The sequence below is a fragment of the Vibrio sp. T11.5 genome (assembly GCF_027587155.1).
Classification (GTDB): domain Bacteria; phylum Pseudomonadota; class Gammaproteobacteria; order Enterobacterales; family Vibrionaceae; genus Vibrio; species Vibrio neptunius.
Genome location: NZ_JAPPTP010000008.1, coordinates 48,858 through 75,495 on the forward strand (window position 1 = coordinate 48,858; position 26,638 = coordinate 75,495).

The 26,638-nt window shown below is 43.7% G+C and carries 27 protein-coding genes; 13 read left to right on the forward strand and 14 right to left on the reverse strand.

The features are described from left to right. Window positions 1–31 precede the first annotated feature (31 nt). The 3 genes from OH455_RS10385 to OH455_RS10395 are packed head-to-tail and all read right to left on the reverse strand — an operon-like array spanning window position 32 to window position 2,419. Window positions 32–961: a biotin-dependent carboxyltransferase family protein gene (locus tag OH455_RS10385; RefSeq protein WP_084720262.1), complete on the reverse strand. Its 930-nt coding sequence runs from the start codon at window positions 959–961 to the stop codon at window positions 32–34. Then, complete coding sequence (locus OH455_RS10390; RefSeq protein ID WP_269981309.1) at window positions 961–1,668, reverse strand: 5-oxoprolinase subunit B family protein; 708 nt, start codon at window positions 1,666–1,668, stop codon at window positions 961–963. Before OH455_RS10390 ends, OH455_RS10385 begins: the two co-directional genes overlap by 1 nt. 16 nt (window positions 1,669–1,684) lie before the next feature. Continuing rightward, window positions 1,685–2,419 (reverse strand): 5-oxoprolinase subunit PxpA, encoded by a 735-nt coding sequence (locus tag OH455_RS10395; RefSeq protein ID WP_269981310.1) that lies wholly within the window; start codon window positions 2,417–2,419, stop codon window positions 1,685–1,687. Window positions 2,420–2,662: 243 nt separating this feature from the next. On the opposite strand from OH455_RS10395, the gene galE reads away from it, so the two are divergent. Beyond that, window positions 2,663–3,679, forward strand: coding sequence for a UDP-glucose 4-epimerase GalE (galE, locus tag OH455_RS10400; RefSeq protein WP_206369078.1), 1,017 nt, complete (start codon window positions 2,663–2,665; stop codon window positions 3,677–3,679). An 87-nt stretch (window positions 3,680–3,766) separates the two neighbouring features. Here the strand turns inward: galE and OH455_RS10405 are convergent, their stop codons facing one another. From OH455_RS10405 to napF, 6 genes are all read right to left on the reverse strand, one after another. After that, the gene (locus OH455_RS10405; RefSeq protein ID WP_006961048.1) at window positions 3,767–3,904 is read right to left on the reverse strand and encodes a TIGR02808 family protein; all 138 of its coding nucleotides are present in this window, start codon (window positions 3,902–3,904) and stop codon (window positions 3,767–3,769) included. Window positions 3,905–3,916: 12 nt separating this feature from the next. Continuing rightward, the gene (locus tag OH455_RS10410; protein WP_006961047.1) at window positions 3,917–4,495 is read right to left on the reverse strand and encodes a NapC/NirT family cytochrome c; all 579 of its coding nucleotides are present in this window, start codon (window positions 4,493–4,495) and stop codon (window positions 3,917–3,919) included. A 29-nt stretch (window positions 4,496–4,524) separates the two neighbouring features. Then, window positions 4,525–4,980 carry a nitrate reductase cytochrome c-type subunit gene (locus tag OH455_RS10415; RefSeq protein WP_019276633.1) on the reverse strand — a complete coding sequence of 152 codons (456 nt, stop codon included), beginning with the start codon at window positions 4,978–4,980 and terminating at the stop codon, window positions 4,525–4,527. A 70-nt stretch (window positions 4,981–5,050) separates the two neighbouring features. After that, complete coding sequence (napA, locus tag OH455_RS10420) at window positions 5,051–7,540, reverse strand: periplasmic nitrate reductase subunit alpha (RefSeq protein WP_269981311.1); 2,490 nt, start codon at window positions 7,538–7,540, stop codon at window positions 5,051–5,053. Further along, window positions 7,537–7,851 (reverse strand): chaperone NapD, encoded by a 315-nt coding sequence (locus OH455_RS10425; RefSeq protein WP_006961044.1) that lies wholly within the window; start codon window positions 7,849–7,851, stop codon window positions 7,537–7,539. Before OH455_RS10425 ends, napA begins: the two co-directional genes overlap by 4 nt. Before the next feature lie 18 nt (window positions 7,852–7,869). Then, the gene (napF, locus tag OH455_RS10430) at window positions 7,870–8,349 is read right to left on the reverse strand and encodes a ferredoxin-type protein NapF (RefSeq protein ID WP_269981422.1); all 480 of its coding nucleotides are present in this window, start codon (window positions 8,347–8,349) and stop codon (window positions 7,870–7,872) included. A 246-nt stretch (window positions 8,350–8,595) separates the two neighbouring features. Between napF and narQ the strand changes: the two genes are divergently transcribed. After that, complete coding sequence (gene narQ, locus OH455_RS10435; protein WP_269981312.1) at window positions 8,596–10,329, forward strand: nitrate/nitrite two-component system sensor histidine kinase NarQ; 1,734 nt, start codon at window positions 8,596–8,598, stop codon at window positions 10,327–10,329. Then, on the forward strand, window positions 10,316–10,948 hold the full coding sequence (locus OH455_RS10440) for a response regulator (protein WP_269981313.1): 633 nt from the start codon (window positions 10,316–10,318) through the stop codon (window positions 10,946–10,948). Before narQ ends, OH455_RS10440 begins: the two co-directional genes overlap by 14 nt. A 60-nt stretch (window positions 10,949–11,008) precedes the next feature. On the opposite strand, the gene dcuC is transcribed toward OH455_RS10440, so the two are convergent. The 3 genes from dcuC to OH455_RS10455 form a co-directional block, all read right to left on the reverse strand. After that, entirely contained in the window at window positions 11,009–12,376 is a 1,368-nt protein-coding gene (dcuC, locus tag OH455_RS10445; protein WP_269981314.1) for an anaerobic C4-dicarboxylate transporter DcuC, read from the reverse strand. A 481-nt stretch (window positions 12,377–12,857) separates the two neighbouring features. Further along, window positions 12,858–13,646, reverse strand: a complete 789-nt coding sequence (locus OH455_RS10450) for a lipase family protein (RefSeq protein WP_269981315.1) — start codon at window positions 13,644–13,646, stop codon at window positions 12,858–12,860. Window positions 13,647–13,737: 91 nt separating this feature from the next. Continuing rightward, on the reverse strand, window positions 13,738–14,373 hold the full coding sequence (locus OH455_RS10455; RefSeq protein ID WP_269981316.1) for a hypothetical protein: 636 nt from the start codon (window positions 14,371–14,373) through the stop codon (window positions 13,738–13,740). Between the two features lie 102 nt (window positions 14,374–14,475). Here OH455_RS10455 and OH455_RS10460 point away from each other — a divergent pair, with 102 nt between their 5' ends. The 3 genes from OH455_RS10460 (at window position 14,476) to OH455_RS10470 (ending at window position 15,992) form a co-directional block, all read left to right on the forward strand. Continuing rightward, window positions 14,476–14,724, forward strand: a complete 249-nt coding sequence (locus OH455_RS10460; protein WP_045976940.1) for a DUF2164 domain-containing protein — start codon at window positions 14,476–14,478, stop codon at window positions 14,722–14,724. Window positions 14,725–14,886: 162 nt separating this feature from the next. Next, the gene (locus tag OH455_RS10465) at window positions 14,887–15,426 is read left to right on the forward strand and encodes a cytochrome b (RefSeq protein WP_269981317.1); all 540 of its coding nucleotides are present in this window, start codon (window positions 14,887–14,889) and stop codon (window positions 15,424–15,426) included. Next, entirely contained in the window at window positions 15,423–15,992 is a 570-nt protein-coding gene (locus OH455_RS10470; protein ID WP_269981318.1) for a YceI family protein, read from the forward strand. Before OH455_RS10465 ends, OH455_RS10470 begins: the two co-directional genes overlap by 4 nt. Before the next feature lie 85 nt (window positions 15,993–16,077). Here the strand turns inward: OH455_RS10470 and focA are convergent, their stop codons facing one another. Further along, entirely contained in the window at window positions 16,078–17,532 is a 1,455-nt protein-coding gene (gene focA / locus OH455_RS10475) for a formate transporter FocA (protein ID WP_269981319.1), read from the reverse strand. 225 nt (window positions 17,533–17,757) lie between these two features. On the opposite strand from focA, the gene OH455_RS10480 reads away from it, so the two are divergent. Together OH455_RS10480 and OH455_RS10485 are read left to right on the forward strand one after the other, a co-directional pair. Continuing rightward, window positions 17,758–18,663, forward strand: a complete 906-nt coding sequence (locus OH455_RS10480; protein WP_045976944.1) for a LysR substrate-binding domain-containing protein — start codon at window positions 17,758–17,760, stop codon at window positions 18,661–18,663. A gap of 164 nt (window positions 18,664–18,827) precedes the next feature. Continuing rightward, window positions 18,828–19,313 (forward strand): DUF1097 domain-containing protein, encoded by a 486-nt coding sequence (locus OH455_RS10485; protein WP_045976945.1) that lies wholly within the window; start codon window positions 18,828–18,830, stop codon window positions 19,311–19,313. A 79-nt stretch (window positions 19,314–19,392) separates the two neighbouring features. Here OH455_RS10485 and OH455_RS10490 read toward each other — a convergent pair whose 3' ends face one another. Continuing rightward, window positions 19,393–21,024, reverse strand: coding sequence for an ATP-dependent endonuclease (locus OH455_RS10490; RefSeq protein WP_269981320.1), 1,632 nt, complete (start codon window positions 21,022–21,024; stop codon window positions 19,393–19,395). A 233-nt stretch (window positions 21,025–21,257) separates the two neighbouring features. Between OH455_RS10490 and OH455_RS10495 the strand changes: the two genes are divergently transcribed. The 5 genes from OH455_RS10495 to OH455_RS10515 all read left to right on the forward strand — a co-directional run bounded on the left by OH455_RS10495 (window position 21,258) and on the right by OH455_RS10515 (window position 26,598). Then, window positions 21,258–23,003: a bifunctional metallophosphatase/5'-nucleotidase gene (locus OH455_RS10495; RefSeq protein ID WP_269981321.1), complete on the forward strand. Its 1,746-nt coding sequence runs from the start codon at window positions 21,258–21,260 to the stop codon at window positions 23,001–23,003. Window positions 23,004–23,455: 452 nt separating this feature from the next. Next, window positions 23,456–24,415, forward strand: a complete 960-nt coding sequence (locus OH455_RS10500) for a TerC/Alx family metal homeostasis membrane protein (RefSeq protein ID WP_269981322.1) — start codon at window positions 23,456–23,458, stop codon at window positions 24,413–24,415. Window positions 24,416–24,701: 286 nt separating this feature from the next. Then, window positions 24,702–24,890, forward strand: a complete 189-nt coding sequence (locus OH455_RS10505; RefSeq protein WP_006961027.1) for a hypothetical protein — start codon at window positions 24,702–24,704, stop codon at window positions 24,888–24,890. Between the two features lie 124 nt (window positions 24,891–25,014). Further along, window positions 25,015–25,713, forward strand: a complete 699-nt coding sequence (locus OH455_RS10510) for a DUF1223 domain-containing protein (RefSeq protein ID WP_269981323.1) — start codon at window positions 25,015–25,017, stop codon at window positions 25,711–25,713. 90 nt (window positions 25,714–25,803) lie between these two features. Beyond that, the gene (locus tag OH455_RS10515; RefSeq protein WP_269981324.1) at window positions 25,804–26,598 is read left to right on the forward strand and encodes a substrate-binding periplasmic protein; all 795 of its coding nucleotides are present in this window, start codon (window positions 25,804–25,806) and stop codon (window positions 26,596–26,598) included. Window positions 26,599–26,638 lie beyond the last annotated feature (40 nt).

A 26,638-nucleotide genomic window follows, 5' to 3' on the forward strand; every position in this document is an offset into this window, starting at 1 on the left:
GCCCTAAATTGGCGCTTTTTCTTTGTACCGGCTAGTAGCCAAAGAACCTTGCCCACTGACACCAAACATCTTGCAATCCCAGTAAATCCCCTCTAACAAAGCGAACTTTTTGCCCTGGTTTGGCTTGAGCGAGTCTAGGTAGGTCAATACGCGCAACGCAACCAATTTTGGGGTAACCACCAATCGTTTGCCTGTCATTAAGTAGTACGATGGGTTCCCCATTAGGCGGGACCTGAATCGCGCCAAGTGCAATACCTTCGCTGAGATATTCTTGGTTGGGTGGGGTGATTTTTGCTTCACAGAGTCGATAGCCCATTCGGTCAACCAGCTGGCTGACGGTAAATTCTTGTTTGTAGAGGGCGTTTATTGCATCTTGTGAAAAGTCATCCACCTGATAGCCTTCGATTACACGCAGCTCAAGCGGTAAGTTGTAGTCTGGCTTATAGCGGAAAGTCATTTGCAGTGATTTTTCCCTCACCTCATGAGGCTCGAAACTAATGATTTCACCTGCTTGTACTGGCTGGCCTGACTGAGTGCCCCCGAGTTGATCTCTAGTGACGGTGGCGCAGCTACCAAGTTGAGTTTTAACCTTAAAACCGCCTTTTACGGCGAGATAACTTCTTAACCCATTCTTTGGCAAAGAAAAGGTTAGAGTTTGTCCCTGACGTGCAACAAACGTAGACCAGTTTTCAATCGCTACACCGTCAAGGCGGGCATTAAGGTCTCCACCAGTGATGGCCATTTCGCATTTTGAGTGAATGAGAAATTCGGCTTGACCAAGAGTAATCTCTAAGGAAGGGCAATTGGTAGTATTACCCAAAAGGTGATTCGCCCAGCTATAGGCATAGTCATCGACAGGGCCACCTTGAGTAATACCGAAATGAGCTAACCCGAATCGACCAAAATCTTGGATGAGCGTTTGCTGACCGGGTTTAATTACAGTCATTGCATTGTTGTTCATCATTGCCACCCCTTGGCGATACGCCCGCCTAAACGAAGAAACTCATCACCGGAAATTGGTTTAAAACGAACTTTGGTGCCAATAGAGAAAGGCAATATTGGCGAGCTGTTCGGTGTATAAAGATTTATCGGGCAATTACCAATAATATTCCAGCCGCCAGGAGACTCTGCGGGGTAGATTGCTGTGTTCGAATTAGCAATGCCGACACTGCCCTTTGGCAACTTAACTCTTGGTGAAGGTTTCCTAGGTAATTGCAGTGATTCATTTACTGAAGTTAAAAACGCAAACCCAGGTGCAAAGCCGATGGCTCCTACCGTGTATTCCTGTGCACAATGTAATTCAATCACATCATCGAGTTTTAGCCCTTTGTTGTAGTAGCTGGATAAATCTGGGCCGACATCGTCATGATAGTAGACAGGCAATTCGATATGCTGTGAGTCAGTATCATCTGGAAGCGCTTTAATGGCTTCTGTGACCAGTTTTTCCAAATAAGGCACAAATTCGAATATTGAGACTCGGTGAGGAAGGTAATCAATTAGGATGGAATCAAACGAAGGGGTCACGTTCATTATCATGGCTCCAAGTTGATTACTCAGATACTGACTTATCTCTCCAATCAAGAGAGATAGCTTATGGCTTGGATCTGCCTCAAAATGGATGAGTATTGAACATTCAGCAACGGGATCTACAGATGTTTCGATATTCACTAATGCTCTCCTTATGCTAAAGGACGTTTCGTATTTTCTGAATCATTCTAATCGCGTGCTCGTTGTCGCCGTGAACACAAATCGTGTCAGCTTCAATAGGGATTAAAAAGCCGTCAATGGTCCTCACTTTTCCGTAGTGCGCAATCTGTTTGATTTGATCGAGTATATCTTCTTCTTGATGCAATACGGCACCAGGCATTGAACGCGGAGACAATGAACCGTTTGATAGATAGGCGCGATCGGCAAATGCTTCGAATAGAACAGGAAGTTCATACTTGTCAGCAATATCCAAATGCTTTTCGCTATCATTAATGGCTAACATCATTAGCGGTACATCAAAACACGATACAGCATCTGCAACCGCATCAAATATTGAGATATCTCGCATCATGTCATTATATAGAGCGCCATGTGGCTTAACGTAGCCAACTTGCGCGTTATGGCTTTCTGCCAAAGATTTAAGTGCGCCTACCTGATAGATAAGCATGTTGGTGATTTCTTCTGTCGCCATCGGAATAGAACGGCGACCAAAGCCCTGTAAATCTGGGTAGCTCGGATGAGCACCTATTTGAGTGTCATGTTCAATGGCCAGTTTAATGGTATTGGACATAATCTGAGGATCGGAGGCGTGAAAACCGCAAGCAATGTTAGCCATGTCTATCCAAGGCATGACCGATTCATCGTTGCCCATACGCCAAGAGCCAAAGCTTTCACCCATATCGCAATTCAGTGTAATAGAACGCTTTGTCATCGAATCCCTTCCAACATTCATCTATCGAGTCAACATGTTATAAAAATAACAAACAATCAATGATCTATTTCATTATTTTGCCAACGCTAAGCCCATTTATTGCTTTTATTGTAAGCATCTTGTCCTTATGGTTTGCTTAAGGCATCTACGAGCGGATTTAGCGGTTTGATTCTCATTAATAAGCTATGTTTTAACATGAAGATTCGTTAGTATTTGCACCAAATTTATCAGAAGGTTAGGGATATGAACGTACTGGTTACAGGCGGTATGGGCTACATAGGCAGCCACACATGTATACAAATGATCGAAGCAGGCATGACACCTGTAATTTTCGACAACCTATACAACAGTAAAAAGAGTGTTCTCAAAAGAGTAGAACAAGTCACTGGTGTGGCGCCATCCTTCATCGAAGGGGATATTCGTGACAAACAGGCGCTTGTGGGGGTAATGAAAGCGCATCAGATCACCGCTGTTATCCATTTTGCTGGTTTGAAAGCTGTTGGTGAGTCAGTAGAGAAGCCGCTCGAATATTACGATAACAACGTTAATGGTACCTTGGTACTCGTCGATGCTATGCGTGAAGTTGGCGTTAAGTCTATTGTTTTTTCATCTTCTGCCACGGTTTATGGTGACCCTGCAAGTGTGCCAATTACTGAAGATTTCCCAACCAGCGCGACGAATCCATATGGCCGCAGTAAGTTAATGGTGGAAGAGTGCCTGACGGATTTTCAGAAAGCGAACCCAGATTGGAGCGTCACGCTACTTCGATATTTCAACCCAGTAGGCTCACACCCATCAGGTCATTTAGGTGAAGATCCCCAGGGTATACCAAATAACCTAATGCCTTTTGTTTCTCAGGTAGCGGTTGGTCGACGTGAATGTTTGTCTGTATTTGGTGATGATTACCCAACCAAAGATGGGACTGGGGTGCGTGATTACATTCACGTGATGGACCTTGCCGATGGACATATCGCAGCGCTTAAGAAAGTCGGCCAGAAAGGCGGTTTGCATGTCTACAACTTGGGTACTGGCAACGGCTACAGTGTCCTAGATATGGTAAAAGCTTTTGAATTGGCGTCTGGTAAGCAGGTGCCTTATCAAATCGTCAAACGTCGTCCTGGTGACATCGCTGAATGTTGGGCAGACCCTTCTAAAGCAATGCGTGATTTGGACTGGAAAGCGGATCGTACATTGGAAGAAATGACCACTGATACGTGGCGTTGGCAGTCCAATAATCCTCAAGGGTACCCAGACGCATAACTTGTCGTTACAAAAAAGATAGCCACCGCAAGCGGTGGCTTTTTTACGCATTATACAAAATAGGCAAAATTGACAATGCGGATGAGGTTAATCCACCTCTTTATCTTTGCCCAGCGACAGTAGCCAGACAGAGATCGCTGCGACAACGGCAAAGCCAGACAAGATAATGAAAGGCATCGCGCCGTAGCCCAAGATATGCCAGATAACTGATTCTAAAGTACTCATGTATTAGTGCTCCTATTGCCAGCCTTCAACGCCATGCATGTCAGGAAGCTTGTGAGCAATGCCTTTATGACAGTCTACACAAGTTTTTTCGCCTGAAGCCAAAGCCGTTGAGTGTTGTTTCGCACTACGTGCCCCTTGTTCTGAAAAATCCATATATTCGAACTCGTGGCAGTTTCTACACTCTAAAGAGTCATTCTTTTTGAATCGAGCCCATTCCCGTTCGGCCAAGTGAGCTCGGCGTTCTTTGAACTTTTCTGGAGTATCAATAGTTCTCAGCACATAATGTGCAAACAGCTCTTTAGATGCTTGTACTTTACGAACGATCTTGTCTGTCCACTCATGTGGAACGTGACAGTCTGAACAAATAGCACGCACACCAGAGCGGTTAGAGTAGTGAATCGTTTCTTGAATTTCTGCGACAATAGGGGCATGACAACCAGAACAAAACTCCTCTGTGTTGGTTGCTTCCATACCCGTGTTAAATGCGCCCCAAAACAGAAGGCCACCAGCAAAGCCCATAAATAAAACCACACCAACGGCTGTTTTACTTGGGGATGCTAGTCTCTTCCAAAACGCTTTCAATAATTTCATAGATAGCCTCTTACTTACTCACGTAGTACTTACTTAAGTGAATCAACACTCTTGAAGTCGTTCTCAATTAAAGGCTGAGCATTTGCTTGAGGAACATGACATTGAAGACAGAAATAACGACGAGGAGACATATCCGCAAGAACTGCATCTTCACGGTTTACGTAGTGAGTTACACTAATCTTCGTTGCGCCCATCTCTTTGGCATTCTTCCAACTGTGGCATGACAGACATTTATTTGCGTTCAATGAAACTTCGTAACCACGAATGTTATGAGGAATCAAAGGTGGTTGATAAACATAGCTGCTATCAAGCGCCTGTTCGCGGGGGTATTTCTTGAAATCATCAGCCGGGCGAGTTGCTTCTAGTTCACTAACACCGCGTAGTGATTCAAGACCACCAATACCACCTGGGTTTTCAAGTTCAGCTACTGCAAAACCGCTGACTAAAGCACCAACAGATAACAGTGCAATAAGTAATTTTTTCATCTTACATTCTCCGCCTTATGGCTAAATTCTTATCTGCGGTCGCCCATAAGAGCGACCGACGCTTTCTGGTTTATGCAACTTTGGTGATCTTGACAGGACACTTCTTGAAGTCGGTCTGTTTGGACAGAGGGTCCGTCGCGTCAAGGATCAATTTGTTGATCAGGATGCGTGCATCAAAGAATGGTACAAATACCAAGCCTTTAGGTGGGCGGTTACGGCCACGTGTTTCAACACGAACACGTACTTCACCGCGTTTGTTGGCGATAAGCACCTCTTCGCCTCGACGTACACCGCGAGCTTTTGAGTCTTCAGGGTGCATGTAGCACACGGCATCAGGAACAGCTTTGTAAAGCTCTGGAACGCGTCGTGTCATCGTTCCTGTGTGCCAGTGCTCAAGTACACGGCCCGTACATAGCCAGAGGTCGAATTCTGAATCTGGCACTTCCGGTGGCGCTTCGTATGGAGCAGAAATAATCAGTGCTTTACCATCGGGTTTACCATAGAAGTCCCAGCCACTGCCTGCTTTCGCATAAGGATCTGAGCCTTCTTTGTAGCGCCAGAGAGTCTCTTTGCCATCAACAACAGGCCAGCGTAAACCACGCACCTGATGGTAAACATCATATGGTGCTAAATCGTGTCCGTGTCCTCGACCAAAGGCGGCGTACTCTTCGAATAGGCCTTTTTGTACGTAATAGCCGAAGTGGTGAGCATCGTCGTTCAACTCACGAGCTTCTTCAATAGGGAATTTATTGATTACGCCGTTAGCAAACAGCATGTCATACATGGTCTTTCCACGGTACTGCGGTGCTTTTGCTAGTTGTTCTTCTGTCCACACTTCTTCCATCTTGAAGCGTTTTGAAAATTCCATTACCTGCCAAAGGTCAGACTTCGCTTCGCCGACAGTATCCACTTGTTGGTACCAAGCTTGTGTACGACGTTCTGCGTTACCATAAGCGCCTTCTTTTTCAATCCACATTGCTGTTGGAAGAACAAGGTCTGCTGCTTGTGCTGTTGCTGTTGGGTATGGGTCAGAGCAAACGATGAAGTTTTCTGGGTTACGGTAGCCAGGTAAACGCTCGCCGTTAATGTTTGGACCTGCTTGCATGTTGTTGTTACACATTACCCAGTAGGCATTAAGTTTACCGTCGCGAAGCATGCGGTCTTGAACGACTGCGTGATAGCCCGGTTTAGGGGGAATGACGCCATCTGGAATGTTCCAGATACCCTCTGCAATCTTACGGTGCTTAGGATTTGCAACCACCATGTCTGCAGGTAGACGGTGTGCAAAAGTACCCACTTCACGTGCTGTACCACACGCTGAAGGTTGGCCTGTTAGAGAAAATGGGCTATTACCTGGTGTTGCGATTTTACCAGTTAGAAGGTGAATATTGTAAATCAGACTGTTCATCCAGACACCACGAGTATGTTGGTTCATACCCATAGTCCATAGCGACATTACTTTCGTGTTTGGATCCGCATATTGTTTCGCTAACTCAATCAGTTTCTCTTCAGAAACCCCTGACATTTCAGAAGCTTTTTCTACCGTATATGGCGCGATAGACTTTTTGTACTCTTCAAATGAAATTGAAGACATTTTGCCTGAGTTCGGATTAGCAGCCGCCATCTGCAGTGGATCATCATCACGAAGACCGTAGCCAATGTCGGTCGTAGCCTGTTTGAAATTGGTGTGCTTGTTAACAAAATCCCAGTTAACCGCATCAGTTTCAATGATGTAGTTTGCAATATAGTTAGCAATAGCCAGATCAGATTGTGGTTCGAAAATGTAACCTTTGTCTGCAAGCTCAAAAGAACGATGGTAGTACGTAGACAGTACATTCACTTTAACATGTGGGTGGCTTAGACGGCGGTCAGTAATACGAGTCCACAAAACAGGGTGCATTTCTGCCATGTTTGAACCCCAAAGAACGAAAGAGTCTGCGTTCTCGAAGTCATCGTAACAGCCCATAGGCTCATCAATACCAAATGTACGCATAAACGCACCAACGGCAGAAGCCATACAGTGACGTGCATTTGGATCGATATTGTTTGAACGGAAGCCCGCTTTCATCATCTTGGCAGCAGCGTAGCCTTCCATAACAGTCCACTGACCAGAACCGAACATACCAACACCAGAAGGGCCTTGCTTTTTCAGGGCTTCTTTCCATTTTTCGGCCATGACATCGAATGCTACGTCCCACGAAACCGGAGCGAAGTCACCGTCTTTATGGAACTTACCATCTTTCATACGAAGTAACGGCTGAGTCAGACGGTCTTGTCCGTACATGATCTTCGATAAGAAGTAACCCTTGATACAGTTAAGACCTTTGTTAACAGGCGCTTCTGGGTCACCTTGAGTGGCTACCACTTTGCCGTTTTGTGTACCTACAAGAACGGAACAGCCAGTACCACAGAAACGACAAGGCGCTTTGTCCCATGTGATTTGTGTTTGGTCTGAGCTAGCAATCAGGTTGGTAGCAGAAGCTGGTAGAGTGATACCGGCGACCGCTGCTGCTGATGCTGCAGCGTTTGCTTTCACAAACGCACGTCTTGTCATCTTCATACTTCACCCTCGGTTTGGGAATATTGAGTTCCAGTGTTTTTATTTTTTGATTCGTCTTCTTCCAGCTCAGTCTCGATTTGGTGATAAACCAGTACTGTGCTCAAAACGTTCGGTAAGTTGTTAATAGCTTCGATGGTGTCAGTAATGAATCCCTGGTTTTCGGTTTCCAGAACCACGACAATTTTGCCTTCCGGACTATCACCGTAGATCTCGGCATTACTGAAGGCTTCAATCTGAGACTTAATCTCAGTCAGGTGCTCAGGTGACACGTGTACCACTAAGCTAGAAATATGCACTTCGTTAAGTGACATAGATATCTTCCGTTGTTATTAAAAATTGCTCACATTGATGGATGAAGTAGGGCAAACAGAAACACATGCGCCACAGCCGTTACACTCTTCAAGGTTTAAAATGGGTTGCGCTACTTTGCCAACTTCTAATTTGAATGTGATTGCCATAGGCTCACACATATCGCCACAGGTACGACAGTCAACATTCAGTTTCGCTAAACAATCCTCTTTAACCGTTGCTTTCGCTGTCCAAGGATGCGTACTTTGGGGGTTAAACAAAGGCTCAGGGCAGATGGCTGCGCACTGATAACAAAAAGTGCATTCATCATTAGAGAAATCGATGTGAGGAAAACCGCCATCTCCTTTGACTATGATCTGAGTCTGGCAAACGTCGACACATTTATTACACCTTGTGCATTGTTCGATAAACAAAGTAGGCTGTGAAAGCCAAGGAAGGGACAGTTCGTTATCTTGTCGTTTTTTCCCCGACAAAAAGCGCCTTTTTGAGAGGTCGACCATCACCACACCTAACCGTTTACGCTGCCAAAAATAACCATAGTTCACACTCCTCATTAATAAATTGTCATTTAACCTCACATAAATTGTAGTTTTTGACATATTTGTATAAATAACCCTTAGGGGGTAAATGGAGGGTGTTCTTGTTCTGGATCAATAAATTTAGCCACACATCATCAGATATTGTCACTGTGGGTGTATCAAACGGTAAGTATTGATAGTTGCTAAAAGATGTGTGCAGGAGAATGAGTGTTTAAAAGTGCCAAGACATCGGTGACGAGTGCGATTGCGAAAGCAATGGTGCTCATATTGTCATTGTCGGTCGCAACAACCAGCTTTGCTATCATCACTTTAGCGTCAAGTTTAAATGATGCAGAAGCGGTTAACGTTGCGGGTTCAATGCGCATGCAAAGCTATCGGTTGGCGCATGATATTCATATCATGTCAGTTGATTACTCGTCGCATATTGATATGTTCGAGCGTTCGATTTACTCATCTTCAATGAAAGCGCTCCAAAGTTGGACAGTGCCTGAAGATATCAAGCATGACTACTCCAGTTTGCTCATACGCTGGCATGAATTAAAACAAGTACTTGAGAGCAGTGAGAGAGAACGCTACGTGGTCTTAGTGGCTGGATTTGTCAATCAAATTGATGCGTTTGTGTATAAATTACAGGACTTTTCTGAACAAAAGCTCATTAAGTTGGCTTGGGCTGGAGGCATGGGGTTGGGCGGTATCCTGATTGTTAGTATTTTTGTCGTTCATTACATTCGCAAGCAAATTGTTAGACCTCTGAATGCCTTAGTGACTGCGAGTGAGCAGATAAAGTCACGTTCGTTTAATGTTTCTCTCAATGTCTCAAGCGATAACGAAATGGGTATTCTAACCCGAACTTTTAATAATATGGCCTCAGAATTGGGTAAGTTTTATCGTGGCCTAGAGGAGGCGGTTAACGAGAAAACTCAAAAACTGCAGCATGCAAACGAATCACTAAAAGTGTTGTATCTCTCTTCTCAGGAACTCACTGCGTCTAGGATTACTCAAGAAAACTTCGAAGCAATACTTCAGCACCTAGCCAGTCTTGAAGGAATACGGTCCGTCAGATTAGAAATCAGAGAAAAAAGCGAGAAAGCTATGATTCTCACTCAGGGGGAAGAGTGTTTGGACTATGACAAGGTTTATCATCGAAAAACATTGACACTGGATGATGAGGAGTTGGGTACCTTGTATTGGCAAGTTGTTCTTCCTTGTCCAGACCCAGTGTTAATTGACAGTTTTGCCCAAATAATTTCCCGTGCTATTTACTATAATCAAGCCCAGAGGCAAGCTGAACAATTATTACTGATGGAAGAGAGAGCGACGATCGCGCGTGAACTGCATGACTCACTGGCACAAGCACTTTCTTATCTAAAAATTCAGGTTGCTCTATTAAAGCGTAGTGTGAACAAACTGCCAGATTCTGCTCAATTGGAAAAAACGCAACCGATCCTTCTTGAGCTAGATACAGGTCTTTCTTCGGCGTATACACAGCTCAGAGAGTTACTGACGACGTTCCGACTGACAATCCGAGAGGGAAGCTTCGGTCATGCTTTACAACAGATGGCGGCGCAACTGGGGGAACAAGCTGAATCAAACATTGTCTTGATCAATGAACTTTCGTCAATTGAATTGGAGGCAAACCAGCAAGTGCACTTGCTGCAATTAATTCGTGAAGCCACCATTAATGCGATCAAACATGCTCAAGCTTCAATGATAGAAATTCGGTGCAGTGAGAATGATATTACCATTACCGTTTCCGTGAAAGATAATGGTGTCGGATTTGATAAGAGTGTAGAAAAAGTGCACCACTATGGTTTAAACATTATGCAGGAGAGAGCTTCGCGTCTGAATGGAAAACTGGAAGTGAGAACTGCGCCACACTCTGGCTGTGAAATTTTATTAGAGTATCCAAAGGTTAAGGAGCATACCATTGACAGAGTGTAGAGTGCTGCTAGTGGATGACCATCCACTAATGAGAAGAGGTATTAACCAGCTATTAAGCTTTGAAGATGAGTTCACTGTAGTCGCTGAATCCAGCAATGGCACGGATGCAGTCGCACAAAATCATGAGTATAAACCTGACTTAATCTTGCTTGATCTTAATATGAAAGGCATGTCTGGGCTAGATACCCTTAAGGCTCTGCGTGCCGACGAATGCGACGCCGCTATTGTCATTCTTACGGTTTCCGATAGTCCCGGCGATATTGAAGCTATCGTCAAGGCGGGCGCGGATGGTTACCTGCTCAAAGATACTGAGCCTGATGAGTTGGTCGAACTGTTGAAATTTTCGTTACAAGGTAACAAAGCGTATAGCAAAGAAGTTGCCAAATACTTGGCTGAAAGAGAAAACATAAGTGATGTGTTTGACGACCTTACTGATCGCGAAATGCAGATTTTGAGAGAGGTCGCAAAGGGCTATCGCAACAAACAAATCGCGGATAGTTTGTTCATTTCTGAGTCTACAGTGAAGGTTCACATGAAAAGCTTGCTAAAAAAACTTAAGGTTCCATCGCGCACCGCGGCAACCGTCTTATATCTTGAGCGTTACGGCGAAATAAAATAATTGGTTTTAGACATTATCAAAAAGGGCGCTCAACGAGCGCCCTTACTGTTTTTGTCTAGGTCATGCTGACATTGGAACTAAGACTAATGTTCCTAAGATAACCGTGATTAAGCCACATAGAACGGGTACTGACGTACGTTTAACAACCTCAAATGGGCTTATTTTACCCATCCCCGATGTGGCAACAACGACACCAGATACTGGCGAAACAGTGCGGCCTAAGTTAGACGCTTGAAGCATCGGTATAATCAAGAAGGCTGGGTTTAACCCCATTTTTGCTGCAAGCGCAGGTGCTAGTTCTACAAACGCATAGAAAGGCGCGTTACCTGAACCCGTTGCGATTGCTGCGGCGACGGTCAAGCCTGTCAGTATCAGCATCAGTGCAATACCTCCAGCTCCTGCTGTCTCCGCAAGGTGAAGTAGGTTATCAATGGCTCCAACCGACATCAGACCTTGGGCGAATACACCAGCCGCAACGAGTAGCATTACCACGCCCTTAAATGCGTCGGCCATTCCTTGATAGCAAGACTCTAAGTCCTCTAGCGTCTCTTTGCCTTTGAATCGTTTGGTGACAAAGTCGACCACTGCACCAATGAAAATCGATAAAACAACAATGGTATAGATGTCCAGTTTTAGGCCCGGAATGGTTCGTCCGTTGAACAGAAAAACACCGATGATAGGCAGGAACGGCAGCACTGCGTAATACGCTGGGGAATTAACTTCGATTTCAGAAACGTCAACGCGTTCCATTGGTGAGTTATCTTTCTTATCTAGATATTTGTTCCAAAAGAATGCCGCAGCCGCCATAACGATAATGGCACAAATAGACACTGGTAGAACGGTTTGAACGGCAAACACATCCAAATCCAATCCTGACTTTTCTGCAGCGATGACGACATCGCCCGAAGTCGGGGAAAGAATGATCGCTGCTGGCGACGCACATACCGCTACCGCTGCTGGACGTGAGATCCCCATTGCTGTCATCATTGGAAAGAGGGTTGCCATTAACAGGACGCCCAAACCAGTGGCAGAACTTACCGCTAGTGACATTAGACACGCAACGATATAAGCGGCGACAAGTAGAACGTAAGGGGATTTGATGACAGAAAGAGGCTTAGAAAACTGTTTAACAACGACGTTATTAGCACCAATATGTGTCATGTAAGAAGCAAAACCACAAAGCAACATGATTTGCATCCCTAAGCCGCCACCGCGGTATTGGAGCATATATTTCACGTACTCCAGAGCATCTGTAAACATATTGCCAGTCGACGTTATTTTTGATGGTAGAACCGTGTGGCCAATGAGGCCAGTAACAATAAGTAGTAAAACACCTGCTGTTAAAAGTACACCCGCAGGTTTGTAACCTTTAACAATGAAATAGCCGACCGCCACAGTAACGACTAACCCAATGAAGAGCTCCAGCATAGATATCACCCTAAGATATGAAAATTATATAAAAACTGTTTCAAACTATGACAAGGAATGTACATAAAACTATGCTGTAGCACGAGTGCTAGTTAAACTTCTGATGATCTAGAGCAATAAATGGATAGTCTTAATTATAGTGGCGATTAATGTTGTAAAAGATTGGTGTTTTAGATGTTATTAATAGTTTGAAAGCCATATCTGGATGGTTCAATATGCCAGAATTAATGCATCTTGTGGCCTCAATATTACTTAAAGAACGACATTCATTTCTATTTGTTATCAGGTGAGTCTGTTCAATTGATGTAAGGCAAATTGCTTCTGATTTGACTAGAAAAGAGCTTGATGCCTGTCGAGCCCTATATCTTTCGTTGATTTTGTATCTCCATTCCTTCTACTGTGACTCGTTCGTGTTGCTCAATGTGAGAAACCAATGCGTCCCTAACCGTCAATATCATGCAAAAGCAGTAAGTGATAAGTGTTATCTTTCGTCAAAGAAGTCTTTGTTACGAATATATTTTGCCATCAAGTGGTATGAAAATGGGCGGATAAGCCAAGATCCGAGCGAACGGCCTAGTCTTATAAAAGTGGGCGTGTTCTCATAAATACGACCATTGTACAGCCAAAGTACTTTGCCTACATGCCAGTAAAGCAATGGTATTGGAGGAAGGAATGTCACGATATCGAGATCGCAGCAAATTCGATACGTCTTATGGCCGAGCTTGTAATTAGTTCTGAATCCGTACCCTCCAATAGACGGTTGACCAAAGGTGACAACACGTTTGATTGATTTGGGAAATTTTTCTTCAAACGCGTCGGCTAATACACATCCTATCGCACCTCCCGAAGAATGACCGGTAAAGGTGAGGCGTTTTCCCTGCTCAATAAGAGGTACTAGGACAGAAGAGAGTTGCTCGTATACGCTCGCACCGAGTTTGTCATTCTTGTGCAGCGGTAAACTCTCTTGAAACATTAGGTAGTGGTAGCCTGCATGAATGGCATAGTTGAGAGCAAGAGGTTTGCACGTTCGTTGCCACAATGCAAGATTAAGTATCCAGTCCCAAATATTATGGGAACCTTTGATAACAACAATGACTTCTTCACTTTCTTTAGACCAGAGCACGCGCATCATGGGTTTTCCGAAGCGATTAGCAATAACGCGCTGTCCGTTAGGTGCAAAGCCATATCTTGTCTGCTTAAAGACTCTTGAGTATGCCAGGTTGCATAATACGGCGTAGCGTTCATATTGATATCGTTTTAGTTTCTTCACGCGTAGCTCACAAATCGAATCACTGTATTATTATGGGCGAAGAACGTGAAATTGCGATGACACCACAATCAGTGTCAGTCAGTGAAGGTGATTAGCTTAACTGCACGACAGAGTAAAGCTGAATATATTTGCGTACCAGTTGTTGATCCGTTGAGCGTTTAATAGGATGGGTGAACTTAACGAAATAGGGGCTTAAGCCAAAGTGATGCTCTAATGAGCAAGCGAGTTGTGATTCACTTTCATACAAGCTAATTCCCTGTAACTTATATTGGTCTATCTCATCGGGTAATCGCCCTGTCCACCAGTGCAGTAACTCTCGGCTCTGCTTATTTCGAGAAATCCAATGGTCGCTGATTAATAACAAAAGATCATTGGGCTGAATAGCGAAGGCGTATTCTTGTTGCCAGTGGGTTACGGTTTTAAATAACTTTTGCCGGCAGTTGCTGCCTGCACTCAGTAAATGTGAAGAAAGAATCCAAACCGTGCCAGCGTCAGATGTCACTCTATAGTGTTGAGGCTGTTCCCTAGTCGGGAGAGACTCTAACGCAACATATTCGCAGTGGTGTCCAAATTCGGTTAACGTTCGGGACAAACGCCGAGAAAATGCCAAGCTCAGGTGGTGTTCACTCATTCCTTTGTTGTGAATTGTTGGGTAGTGTTTTTCACACAGCTTCATACAGTCTGCTTGAAATTCATTCACGCTTTGAATTAGCACATCTAAAAGCAAGACTTCTCTCCACAAGTCAATATCTACACAATGAAGATTAGCATGTGAAAGTATTGTTTAGTTACACTTAGCCTGAGAAATATTGAGTATGGTTAAGGGTTTATGTCTAAGATTGAATTTACATCACAACAAAAACAAGCGATGTCATCCGCTTTATTGCGATATTTGGAAGATGAGCTAAACATTGAAATTGGTCAGTTTGATGCGGAATTTATGATGGATTTCATTATAGAAGCCTTCGGCCCTGCATTTTATAACAAGGGGCTCACCGATGCGCAGATGGTCATGCAACGAAAGGTGATGGATATTGCTGACGAGATTGACGAGATTGAACAAGTCAGTGAGTATTAAGTTACTAAAGACGATGAGAAAGTTCCTTCAAAAATTTTGAATGACTTAATCAAATTTGCTCCGTTTTTCGAATGTAAAGAATGGTAAATAATCTGTTATGGAAATAGGAGAGACGATAGTCTCGTTGAAAAAGAGAAGTATTCAACAATTGGTATTAGCGCAATGAAATCAGAAGTTAAGAATTACAACCTTGTAGCGCGGGGAATTCATTGGGTATCAGCTATTGTCATTATCGGCATGTTTGCTGTGGGCCTATGGATGGTAGACCTTACATATTATAGTGAATGGTATAAAACCGCCCCACACTGGCACAAGTCGGTGGGGATCTTACTTGCTGCTCTGACGCTATTTCGTTTTGTTTGGAAGCACACAACACCTTCTCCAAAAGTAGAAGGAAAAGCGTATGAAATTCTCGGCGCAAAGTTAGTTCATGTAGCTATGTACCTTGTTTTGGTTGTACTGTTTGCTTCCGGTTACCTTATTTCTACCGAAGATGGCAGAGGTATTGACGTCTTCGACTGGTTTACTGTTCCAGGACTTGGTGCTTTGTTTGAGAACCAAGCCGATCTATCGGGTGAAATTCACTTTTACGCCGCCTGGGCACTTATTTTAATGGCAGCCGTTCATGCTTTGGCTGCGATCAAACATCACGTGATTAACAAAGACAACACGCTACGCAAGATGATAGGAGCTTCAAAATGAAAAAAACGTTATTTGCTACCGGACTAGCTATGGCAATGGCATTGCCATTTGGTGCAAGCGCAGCGGACTACGTAATTGACAACAAAGGCGCTCACGCCTCGGTTAACTTCAAAGTAAGTCACCTAGGCTACAGCTTTATCAAAGGTCGTTTTAACACATTTGAAGGTGACTTTTCTTACGACCCTGCAAACATTAGTGCCTCTAAAGTAGAAGTAACAATTGATACTACAAGTTTAGACTCAAACCATGCTGAGCGTGATAAGCATATCCGCAGCTCAGATTTTATTGACGCGTCGAAGTTTTCGACTGCGACATTCACAAGTACCAGTGTTGTCGACAAAGGTAACGGTAAGCTTGAAGTCAATGGTGACTTAAACCTACACGGTGTGACAAAGCCAATTACTATTGCCGCTGAGTTCATTGGTGCTGGTCAAGACCCTTGGGGTGGTGAGCGTGCTGGTTTCTTAGGCTCAACTCGCTTGGAACTTGCAGACTTCAATATTCCAGTGATGGGTGCATCGAGCTACGTTGATATGGAACTTCATGTAGAAGGTATCAAGAAATAATCCATATACTGCTTAACAACTAATTAGCCCCCAACATGCGTCGGGGGCTTTTTGATCAAGCGACTTATTTCCTGACCAAAATCTATTACGCAGATTCTAGCTGTGTGCTGTTGTCTACAATGGTTACCCTGTCACCATAGATGGTACGCAAAGCCCTTAGTACATCCTCCCTTGTTACTACCCCTACGAACTTTCCATTGTCTAGGATTGGCAAGACATGAGGTTTGTGGACCTTGATGTTTTTGGCCCGTTCCTCCAACGAGAGAGATGTTAATGTTGTTGCTATTCCAAAACTGGTCGTCGGATACAATTGCTCTTTATCGATACAAAGAAACTCGGCAACGTCAATTAACTTGTCATTTACATTGATAGCGATGACATCTCGAGACATCAGATCTACGACTTTTTGTCCCTCTACCGGGATATAGTCTTGGCACCATAAATCGACCATGACGTCATGAGCGGAAAAGAAACCAACTAGGCGACCCTCTTCATTAACCACTGGTGCACTAACAACATGTTTATCAAGTAATATATCGATGGCAGTGGGTGTCGTCATTTCAGGTGATAAGATGACTGGATTACGGTTCATAATGTCATTGACGAAGAGTAAGTTATTCATAGAGTTTTCCTTGGCTGACGTAATGTTAGTGGTTGTAGTAATACTTGAAATCGATACGACTTTGATTTGTGGTCTACGATAGATTATCCAATTGGCAAGGCCGACTAATACTGCACCGCCGACAATGTTGCCTAATGTCACCGGGATGAGGTTTGCAGTAACAAATTGATAGATATTGAGGTCACTGAATTGAGCAGATGTCGCGCCTACTTGACTCCAAAAGGCTTCAGTTGCGAAGTTTTGAATGACGATACCAAGTGGCACCATGAACATGTTTGCGACGCAGTGTTCGAACCCACTGGAAACAAACATTGCCACTGGCATTATGGTCATTACCGCTTTAGTCATAGCGTTTGCGCTGCTAAATGTTAACCAAATAGCAAGACAAACCAATAAGTTACACAAAACACCCAAAGCAAATGCTTCTACCAAAGAGTGTTGGAGCTTATGTTGTGCGATATTGAGTGCGTTAAGGCCCCATTGACCGTTGTCCATTTGATAGAGACCAGCAGCAGTAACGATGAGCAGTAACAGCATGGCTCCTAAAAAATTACCCACATACACTTTTCCCCATATGGATAACATTTTTCCTAAGCTGATTTGCTTGTTAGCCCATGCAATACTAGACAGAACAGAGCTAGTAAATAGTTCACCTCCACAAAGTACGATGAGGATCAACCCCATACTGAACGCCAATCCTCCTGCTAGTCGGCTTAGGCCCCAGCCAGACTGGACATTGCCTGTGGTGACGGTAATATAAAAAAGAAAAGCCAATCCAATAAACGCGCCAGCCATTATCGCGAGCCCCAACGTTGTACCGCTGGTTTTATTGGCTTTACTGAGTGCAAACTTTTCTGCCTCAGCCATCATTTCACTGGGCGAGAAATAAAGATTATTCGTCTGAGCTTGTTGCGCCATCGTTGCCCCCGAATCTAATAGTCATGATTACCTCCTGTGATGTCAGTGAGAAAGCCTCACTGCGCATTCAGGTTATGGTGTTCAGTCATACACGTAAAATTGATAATGTTTAAAAACCTTATCAAAATTGTTGATATGGCCTGAGAGAGAAGTAAAATGAAACAACTTGCTTATTTGTAAGCAATTTTAGTCGTTGTTATTCTCTGGGCAAAGGATTGAAGCTTAATGAGATATTCTCTTAAACAACTTGCTGTATTTGATGCCGTCGCAGATATGGGAAGTGTTAGTATGGCCGCAGATAAGCTGGCATTAACGCAGTCAGCAACCAGTATGTCACTGGCTCAACTTGAAAAAATGCTAGGACGACCGTTGTTTGAACGTCAAGGTAAACAGATGGCCTTAACGCACTGGGGCATGTGGCTAAGGCCAAAAGCTAAGCGGTTGCTGCAGGATGCGCAACAAATTGAGATGGGCTTCTACGAGCAGCATTTGTTGAGTGGTCATGTCAAACTTGGAGCAAGCCAAACACCTGCAGAACATTTAGTTCCAGACCTTATCAGTATTATTGATAACTCATTTCCTGAGATGAGAATCTCTCTTAAAGTCAAAAGTACCGATAGTGTCATACAAGGCGTTTTAGACTACAAATACGATTTGGGGGTCATGGAAGGCCGTTGCGACGATAACCGTCTTCACCAAGAGGTTTGGTGTCGTGATCACTTAACCGTTGTTGCCGCTGCGCACCATCCTTTCGCAAAGCATGACACAGTGAGCCTAGCACAGCTGGAGCAAGCAAGATGGGTATTGAGAGAGCAGGGTAGCGGCACTCGTAAGATTTTTGATAGCTCTATTCACCATTTAATCGAAGATCTTGACGTTTGGCGTGAATACGAACATGTGCCTGTTCTTAGAAGCATGGTTGAAAACGGGCAATATCTTACCTGCCTACCATACTTGGATGTTGAGCGGTTTATCGAAAACGGCCAATTGGTTGCGCTTAACGTCCCAGAGCTCAGTATGGAACGAACCTTGTCTTTTATATGGCGAGCAGACATGGTAGAAAATCCGCTGATAGAGTGCATTAAACGCGAGGGACTGCGAATGATGAAAGGCAGGCCTTCTGTTCTATAATATTTCCGATATCTGTTGAAATAGCGTTTGCGTCACAATAATTGGTTTCAATTTCATTTTGTTGCTTAATTAATGTGATCTATATCGTTTTGTTTTGCTGGCTTACCCCTTACCATGCCATCTTGTACTTTTGATGTGTTAAGAAGCACACTTAGCGAGGCGGTATGAGCACACTTGTCGCGATTTCATTAACTACGGGTATACTTTCAGGGCTTTGGGGTTGGATTGCTATCTCACTTGGCCTATTGTCATGGGCTGGTTTCTTAGGTTGTACCAGCTATTTTGCGTCTCCAACCAGCGGGCTGAAAGGTTTAGCGGAGAGTTTAGTTACCAACATGACGGGAGTATTTTGGGCGATGGTAATTATTCACGCTTCACAATTTGCTTCCCTAGAAATCCTTGGTTATGTGATCACTTCTCTCGTGGCATTTATGATGTGTATTCAGGCAAAGCAAAACTGGCTCGGATACATACCGGGTACTTTTATTGGCTCTTGCGCGACTTTCGCAGCAGACGGTGACTGGCAGCTCGTTGTTCCTTCGTTGATCTTAGGTGGTATCTTTGGCTACTTGATGAAAGCAAGTGGTTTGTGGCTACATCAAAAGTCTTCTCAAACACAATCTACTAGTGAGTTACCAACTCGTTCATGATTGTGACCCCCTGATTGATTGGTATCGTTTGATATTTGATACGCGGCCTTGGCAACGATAGGTAGCCAAGGCCGCTTTTTTATGTGTTGCCATTCGCCATTGTTACTACGCGCTTTAACGTCCATCTAATCAGTAATGGGATGCACTCTGTTCCTTTATCCTCACAGTAGGAAACAATCGCTAGCGCAAGATCGGGCTTAGCAAATTTCTTGAGTACTCTAGTCACCACTTTTTTAGCTGGAATAGGATGATCGAGTGGAATTCGTACCATATCTTTAAAAAAAGGCTCAAAACCATTGTTGTAAAGGTAGTGTTCAATATCTCGATCGGGCAGTTCAGTGAGGCGATGACGTTCTTGATCGTTTCCTAGTTGAGCACGAACTGCAGCGGCGTACTTTTTACCCGCTGCATCTCCATCTGTCACTACGTGCCAGTCGATGCCGAAAGCCTTAGCGATTTTGACTAAAGATTTGAGTCCCGATTGAGCAAACTCAATGATTTGTACCCCTTCAGCGGCCAAATTATACCCGCACTGATTCGCTAATTCATTAAATAACCAGACTTCGGTTTCACCTTCGACCAGTAACCAACATCTCGCAAACAATGCTCCAGAGCGGTGAAATCTGATATGAAAGCCAATTCGTCTTAGTTCGTCTTTACTGAATCCTTGTGCTGGAAGATAGGTAGTGATGGTTCGATCGGATTGCCTCACTAGACGCCGAATACTGTTAAGTGGTACTTGCCCCAACAAGTCACCACTATTTGTCGTCAGGATTTTTTGCATAGGAAGCAGTTGGAGCAGGCTCCAGGCTCTTGCAAGATGAGTAGGGTGCAATCGACCCTCTGGATCTTCTAGGATCAATAAAGGCCGAGCACAACGGCGGAGTTTATTGGGACCTTTCGCCTGAAGATAGGCATTGAGCAAGCCCATAAACAAGAGACGTGTCTGTTTACTTTTGGTTTCCTCCACAACTTGAGAGATACTTTTGTTGTTTGGTGAGCCACTGAAAAAGATACCATCCCGTTGTTTGCGAAGGTTTTTACGTGCATTGGATTTAAATGAAAAGTAGTGGTCAACTAATACATTCATAGAATTCAGGCTACTTTTCATTTCGCCTTTGTTTACATGGCCGGGAATCGCCATTAAGCGCCGACAGGTATTATTGATCCGTTTCTCGATGCGGTCGTTGGTATCTCCTAGGTTACCGAGCGGACGTTCGAAACGACGCGAATCTTTGAGACGAATGGCAGGGTGGAGTGTCATGAGTTCCTGCGCTAACTTTTCTGAGTGATGCAGTGGTAATGGGTTACCTTCACGATCAAGAAAAGCGTAGCGAGTAGAGACATCGTGGCCGTCTCGGCTAGCACTTAAGCGATAGATGATCTTGTTGATGCCTTGCTGATCCTGTATCCAGACTGGTCTTATTTTGCGATAACGACCAGATTTGATTTCGTTCTTATCGTTGGATACTAAGCTGATGACGATTTGTAAGTGCTGAGTTTGTGGATGTGCAATTGAGTAATCGACATGAAAATCTGTCATTTCAAATTGATAAGGTATTCCTTCGGGAGGTAAGGCGACCGATAGGGCATCTAGCAGAGAAGATTTGCCCCAAGTATTTTCACCAATTAGGGTCGTGAGCTCGTCAAAAGCGATGGATAGCCGTTTGATCCCACGAAAGCCGGAAATTTCAATCCGCTCTAGCAGCATGAAGTGACTCCGTTTGAGCTATTGTTACCTAAAGCATAATAGAAAAACTTCGAATAAGCAGAAGCTTACCTCACAAAGTTTGTGCTTACTCGGTGTAATCTGCTATCAACGACAAGAGACCTTGCTCAACTTAGTTAATGTATATGGAACGGCGTATAAAATAAAAGTGTGAAAGTTAATGAATTTGTCATAAAGGATGGGATACGATGTAGCCGAATATGAGAGAAGAAAATATGAAATATAAAAACAATAAAGCGGCTAAGATTAGGCTTGCCCACATTAACGATACCCATTCTTATTTTGAACCAACGTCGCTACAGCTTACGATTAATGTAGACGGCGAAATCCTTACTCCGTATGTGAGTGCCGGGGGATTTGCGCGTATAGCGACACGTAAAAAGCAGCTCGAAGAATCCATATCTGACAATCGCCAAATGGTGTTCCTCCACGCAGGAGATTGTTTTCAGGGCACTTTGTATTTCTCCCTGTTTAAAGGGGAAGCGAATGCGACCATGCTCAATGCCCTCAATATAGATGCGATGGCCTTAGGTAACCATGAATTGGACATGGGCAACTTACCAGTTGCTAAGTTCGTAGATAAAATCGAGTTCCCATTGCTTGCTGGCAACTGGGATCTGTCTAATGAAAATCAACAGAAAGCCTGCACGCTGAAAAATAAATTACAGGTTTACTCTTTTGTCCCTGCAAACCATTGCGCTCAATGGATAGTGAAAGAAGTAAATGGAGAGCCCATTGCTATCTTTTCCCTAGCGCTCGATAAAATGGCAGATATTTCTAACCCTGACTCAGACACACCATTTGTGAACTCGATTACAACGGCAAAACACACCGTTGAGGAAATCAGAAATCACGGTATCAATAAGATCATTTTATTAAGTCATATGGGCTATGACGCCGATTTGGATATGGCGGAGAAAGTTGAAGGGATCAGTCTTATTGTTGGCGGCCATAGCCATCGCTTGCAAGGTGATTTCAGTGCGTTGGGCCTGAAAAAGGATGATGAATACGGGATTAAGATCAATGGTACACATGTTGTCCAAGCGGGTTATCACGCTCTAAGCATGGGGCACTGTGATATTGACTTCAATGCAGAAGGTGAGATCGTCGCCTTCAATGGGAGAAATGAACTTTTGCTGGGTCGTCGATTATTCCTTGACGCAAGCATGAGTCAAAGCACGAACGAATTACCCTATAACCTAGCCCGACGGTTTATTGATGAACACCCTAACGTGCTGGTGTGTAAAAAAGATAAGCAAGTACAGGACGTATTGAATGAAAAGTACGTATCACGCGTTAGAGAGCTACAACGTCAGGTGATTGCTTGCGCCGATAAGCCACTACGTCATGTCAGAGTCCCTGATGAGGTTGGTGCCAGCGAGTTGGCTCCGTTGGTCGCTGAGTCCTTTGTGCACTCAATGAATAAGCTGGGACACAATGCAGAGTTTGCCATTCACAACGCCGGTGGTGTTCGAAATTCGCTCAATGTTGGCAATGTGTCCGTCGCCGATATCGCGGGTAAGCTGCTACCATTTGCCGTTCCGATCGGTGTTTATCAGCTTAAAGGGAAGGACATTGCCGCTGCGCTTGAGGGGGCAATAAATAACGCCACTAATAACGGCGTGGAAGGGACTGGTGATGGTTCTTATCCTTACACCTACAACCTGAGCTTTGAATATCTTCCGGAAGCGGAAAAAGGAAGTCGAATTCGGAGTCTCAAGATCTACAGCTTGGCGTTAGGTTGGCAGGAAGTGTCGAATGAAAAGTACTACACTGGAACGTCTTCAGCCTATACGATGAAAGGCAAAGAGGGCTACGAAGCCATGCTAAATATGTCTGGCGAAGGTATAGTGACGGCTACCTCTATGGCAGATTGTTTTATTGAATTGTTAACTGACGCTCCTGAAACATTAAACAGACCTCGGGAAAGAGCTCAAATATGGTGGCACAAAGGTTGCTAATTTATTCTTCGAGTTAATTGGGTAAGTGAATATTACTCGGAGGAATCTATGTGGAGTAGAGACTGGATCGACGTTGCGGTCGTGATTAGCTGGATAGGCGTTTGGTCTGCATTAGTATACTTTATCCCTGTTGGGGGAGTATAGCTTAGCGGTAAAATCAACGTTTAATGTAAAAGGAGCCCATTGGGCTCCTTTTTTGATCTTTGCTATAGACGAATTGTTAGTGCCAGAATACAATCTTAATTGTTTGGGGAGTAGTCGCCTCTGGTTTACTTATCGTCATCTCGTTAGACGTTGTTCTATCCGGTAAGTATAAATGTTGCCTTCTTTTTACGGCATCTATTTCGACGAGACCAACGCAATCAAGTAACCAATGTAAAAAAACATTGGATTGGTTTGTTTGCGGGGGGATCGTCAAAGCACTGTTCTGATCCCTCCGCTCAGGAGGAATAATGACCCTATCTATTTATCTCGGTTTTGGTTTGCTAACGCTATCTATGGTGGCTTTAGATATATGGCAAACTCGTGGCGGCAACATCACTATCAAGAAAGCGACAGCTTGGAGCTTATTCTGGTTTTTGATCGCGTTCATCTTCGCTGCTAGCATCTATTTCTTGTGGGATGTTTATGCTCCTGCCAGCAGTTACAGCGCTGAGAAAGCGACCGTATCATTCATAACCGGCTATCTACTAGAAAAGTCACTGAGTGTTGATAACCTGTTTGTGTTTGCCATCATCTTCCATCAGTACTTAGTACCAGAACACTTACGTCCACGAGCATTACTCTGGGGTGTGATTGGTGCGCTTGTCCTGCGTGTCATCATGATTGCGGTTGGTGCTCAGTTACTCGCTCAGTACCACTGGATTCTCTATGTCTTTGCTGTGTTCCTCATTTGGACGGGTGTACAGCTGGCAAAAGACAAAGGAGAAGATGAGGTAAACCCATTACCTGAAAAGTTAATACGGAAGTGGGCGCAAGTCACCGATGACTTTCGTGGTAACGCATTGACCGTTGTCGAACAGGGCAAACGAATGTTAACACCGATGGCGATCGTGACTAGTGTAATTGCATTTATGGACGTCATGTTTGCGCTCGATTCTATTCCGGCAATCTTTGCTGTCACGCAGGAACCATTCCTTGTTCTGGCAGCTAATGTATTTGCCCTGTTAGGTCTTCGGTCGTTGTATTTTGTTTTACAAGGCATGATGGATAAGTTTATCTACCTGAAAACAGCGCTGGCTTTTATCATGATTTTCATCGGAGTTAAGATGATGCTAGTTGGATCAAGTTGGGAGATTCCCACTCCGTTGTCATTAGCTATATTGCTGATTACTATGTCTATCGCAGTTGCGGCATCAGTAGCTAAACAAAAGAGATTGGCATCAGAAGTTGAAGTAAGTATCGATAAATAAACTAATTTAATCGAGACAAATTACCAGCTTGAATATGTGCAAGGTTGTAAAATATTTGTGACTTTAAGCGTGTTTTTGAGTGGTCAATAAATAGTAAATGCAATCGAAGTGGATAAATAAGCAATATATCTAGTTTTGCTTGCATTTTTTTTAAACTGCCATGTTAATGGTTTGTTTTATTAGAAAAACTAATGTCAAAAAGCAAAATTTGTCATTTTTTGAACAGTAATTTATTGCTTAATATCCCCTCAACGAAACGAATTACACGATTTATAGAGAGGCAATCATGGCACAGGCAATGCACATCGGAACTATCAACGCTCCAATCTCTATGGACAAAAAAACCTACTCGGTTACTTTCAAAGGATTGATTGCACATCTACTAGATATTCTTTTCACAGACAATACACCTCGCGCTTACTACGCAAGTGACATGTCTGGTCACATCCAAAAGGATATCGGTCTATATCGTTAATAGACGTACATTTACAGACTGTTAAGCGCCAGCAGAAATGCTGGCGCTTTTTTTTGTTTTATTTTAATGAAATAGAGTCAGCATTAGGTCGGTCATAGTCAGTAGTACATCAGAGGATCTGTCTATGAACACATTATTAGCGATATCCGTCGCCTCAACCTTCTCTAGTGGACAAATCTGGTCACACGAAGGTCAACCTGCTCAGGTTATAGAGTTATTTACGTCAGAAGGTTGCTCCAGTTGCCCACCAGCGGACAAGTATTTATCAACATTTGAAGAAAGTGATCGGCTATGGAAGGATATTATCCCAGTGGCTTATCACGTCGATTATTGGGATTACCTTGGTTGGCAAGACGACTTTGCTAAACCTGAATACTCCCAACTCCAGCGCCTTTATCGTGCATACGATGTAGTGGGTAGCGTCTATACGCCAGGATTCATTGTAGATGGTAAAGAATGGCGCGGTTTCTTCAATTGGGTTAACCGCGAGCTTCCTGCTTTAGAGCCTAGAAACGCAGAGAGACTGACACTTAGTCGCAAAGGAAATAAATTCATTCTTAACTTCGACAAATCTGGACATCTCGACGCGACGATTGTGTTTCTTGCTAACAATCGAACCACCATAGTGAAGGCCGGAGAAAACAGAGGGAAGTCACTTGAACACGATTTTATCGCTAAGGAACGTCAGCAAAGCCGCTCAAATACAGGTCAGTGGCATTTTGAGCTCACTAACGAGCTAAAAGATATTGACGCCGTTGTCGCTTGGGTTACACAGCCTGGTAGTTTTGAAAGAATTCAAACGGTTGGCGGTAAGATAGAGTAGGTGATGTTGCAATATGTTACATTGTATCACTTGAGGTGCTGTTACTTTTGTACTAAGAAAATTTAGAGGATTTGTTTTCAGGGCATCAATATGGGTGTTGTTAGTTATTTCGCACGTGTACCACTTTTATCATTGATGTTGCTGGCTTATCCTTTTCAAGAGGCTTCTGCGAAAACAGTAACATTTGTCACTGATGTTTGGCCTCCCTATGTACTTGATGCATCCAGCAATCAGGGCAAAGGCTTTTTTGTTGATCTTGTTGTGGAAATGTGTGAGAGCGAAGGGCTTAAAGTCGAGATTACTTATGTTCCATGGCTCAGAGCGGAAACTATGGTCAAGCATGGTTCTGCTTTCGCCGCTTTTCCTTACGCGGTTACACAAACCAGAAAACAGTTTGCTGATTTTTCGAAAGCTTTAACTCAGTCGGCGAATCCTCCGCGTATATTTTATTATTTACCTCTTGTTCCTAAGGCTGAATCCATCAGCCTGCAAGAACTCATGACCTATCGAGTAGGTACATATCTTGGCTATTACATTAAAGAAAAGCTTGATGAGATGGGTGAGGAGTACGTTCTAGCACAAACAGAAGAGCAAGCCTTTAAATTGCTTCAAAAAGGCCGGATAGATTACCTGCCTGCAGACCCTGAATCTGGATGGAAATGGATTGCTAAACTCTTTCCTGATTCTGTTGATCATTTTGATGTTTTACCTGAACCTTTTCCCGGTACGTCTCTTCATCTGATGGTGTCTCGTTCATACCCTAATGCTAAAGAAATTCTTGCTCTATGCGAATCAGGATTTCGAAGTATGATTGAATCAGGGAAGTATTATGAAATGTTGAACAATGAGGGAAAATTGAAATATGCGATCCCCAGCACCAAGTGATCTTTTAATCGGAAAATTGGTTAACAATCAATGACTATAA